Source organism: Streptosporangium vulgare, assembly GCF_042428775.1.
Lineage (GTDB): Bacteria > Actinomycetota > Actinomycetes > Streptosporangiales > Streptosporangiaceae > Streptosporangium > Streptosporangium vulgare.
Genome location: NZ_JBHMBS010000107.1, coordinates 1 through 1,399, shown reverse-complemented (window position 1 = coordinate 1,399; position 1,399 = coordinate 1). Strand labels below are relative to the sequence as shown.

Annotated in this window: 1 protein-coding gene; it reads right to left on the bottom strand. The window is 70.8% G+C overall.

Going from position 1 to position 1,399, the window contains the following annotated elements; all coding sequences use genetic code 11:
• On the bottom strand, positions 1 to 1,312 hold a 1,312-nt coding region (locus ACFFRH_RS44175; RefSeq protein ID WP_386164170.1), incomplete at its 3' end, for an acyl carrier protein.
• Positions 1,313 to 1,399: the final 87 nt, after the last annotated feature.

Sequence of the window (1,399 nt, the reverse complement as noted above, 5' to 3'; positions counted from 1 at the left end):
GACGACCGTTCGCACGAGCGTCCGACAGGCGCTCCACAACGAGAACCCCCACCCCCTCACCCCACCCCGTACCATCCGCAGCCCCCGCGAACGACTTGCACCGCCCGTCGGGGGCCTGGCCGCGTTGCCTGCTGAACTGGACGAAGGCGTCGGGCTTCGCCATGACGGCGACGCCGCCGACGAGTGCCATCGAGCACTCCCCCTGCCGCAGCGCCCGCATCGCCCAGTGCAACGCCACCAGCGACGACGAACACGCCGTGTCCACCGTCACCGCCGGTCCTTCGAGGCCGAACGTGTAGGCCAGGCGGCCGGAGGCGACGCTGCCGGAGTTGCCGATGCCGATGTGCCCTTCCAGATCGGCGGGTGTGGTGATCAGGCGCGCGGAGTAGTCGTGGTACATCAACCCGACGAAGACCCCGGTGTCGGTGCCGCGCAGCGAGGGCGTGTCGATCCCGGCCCGTTCGAACGCCTCCCAGGAGGTCTCCAGCAGCAACCGCTGCTGCGGATCCATCGCCAGCGCCTCACGCGGAGAGATCCCGAAGAACCCCGCGTCGAACTCCCCCGCCCCGTGCAGAAAACCCCCCGACCTCGCGTACGACGTACCCGCACGATCAGGATCATCGTCGAACAACCGCTCCAGATCCCACCCACGATCCACCGGAAACCCCGACACCGCGTCCCGGCCCGACGCCACCAGCTCCCACAACTCCTCCGGAGACGACACCCCACCCGGGAAACGACACGCCATCCCCACGATCACCACCGGATCGTCGTCGGTCCTGACCGGCGCGTCCGGTGCCGGGGCGTCCGCGGCCGTGCCGAAGAGTTCGCCCGCCAGATGGGCGGCCAGGCTCGCCGGGGTCGGGTAGTCGAAGACCAGCGTGGCGGGCAGGCGCATGCCGGTGGCGTCGCCGAGCCGGTTGCGCAGTTCGATCGCGGTGAGGGAGTCGAAGCCGAGATCACCGAACGCCCGATGGGCGTCGACGGGGCCGGTGTAGCCCAGCACTCCGGCGACGTTCCCGGACACCACCTCCAGGAGTCTGGCGGTCCGTTCCGCGTCAGGGAGGTCGGCCAGTCCACGGACGAGCGTGTCAGGCCGTCTCGCCGTACGCCGTGCCGGTCGACGCGCCAGGTCGCGCAGCAGCGTGGGGACGTCGCCGGTGTGCGCGCGGAGAGCGGTCAGGTCGAGCGGCAGCGGGAGCAGGACCGGGTCGGTGGCGCCGACGGCCGTGTCGAGGAGTCTCAGCGCCTCCGCCGAGGACAACGCACCGAACCCCGCCCGACCCATCCGCGCCAGATCAGCCTCACCCAACCCACCCGTGATCCCACTACGCTCCTCCCACAACCCCCACCCCAGCGAAACCCCCACCAACCCCTCCCCGCGACGACACACCGCCAA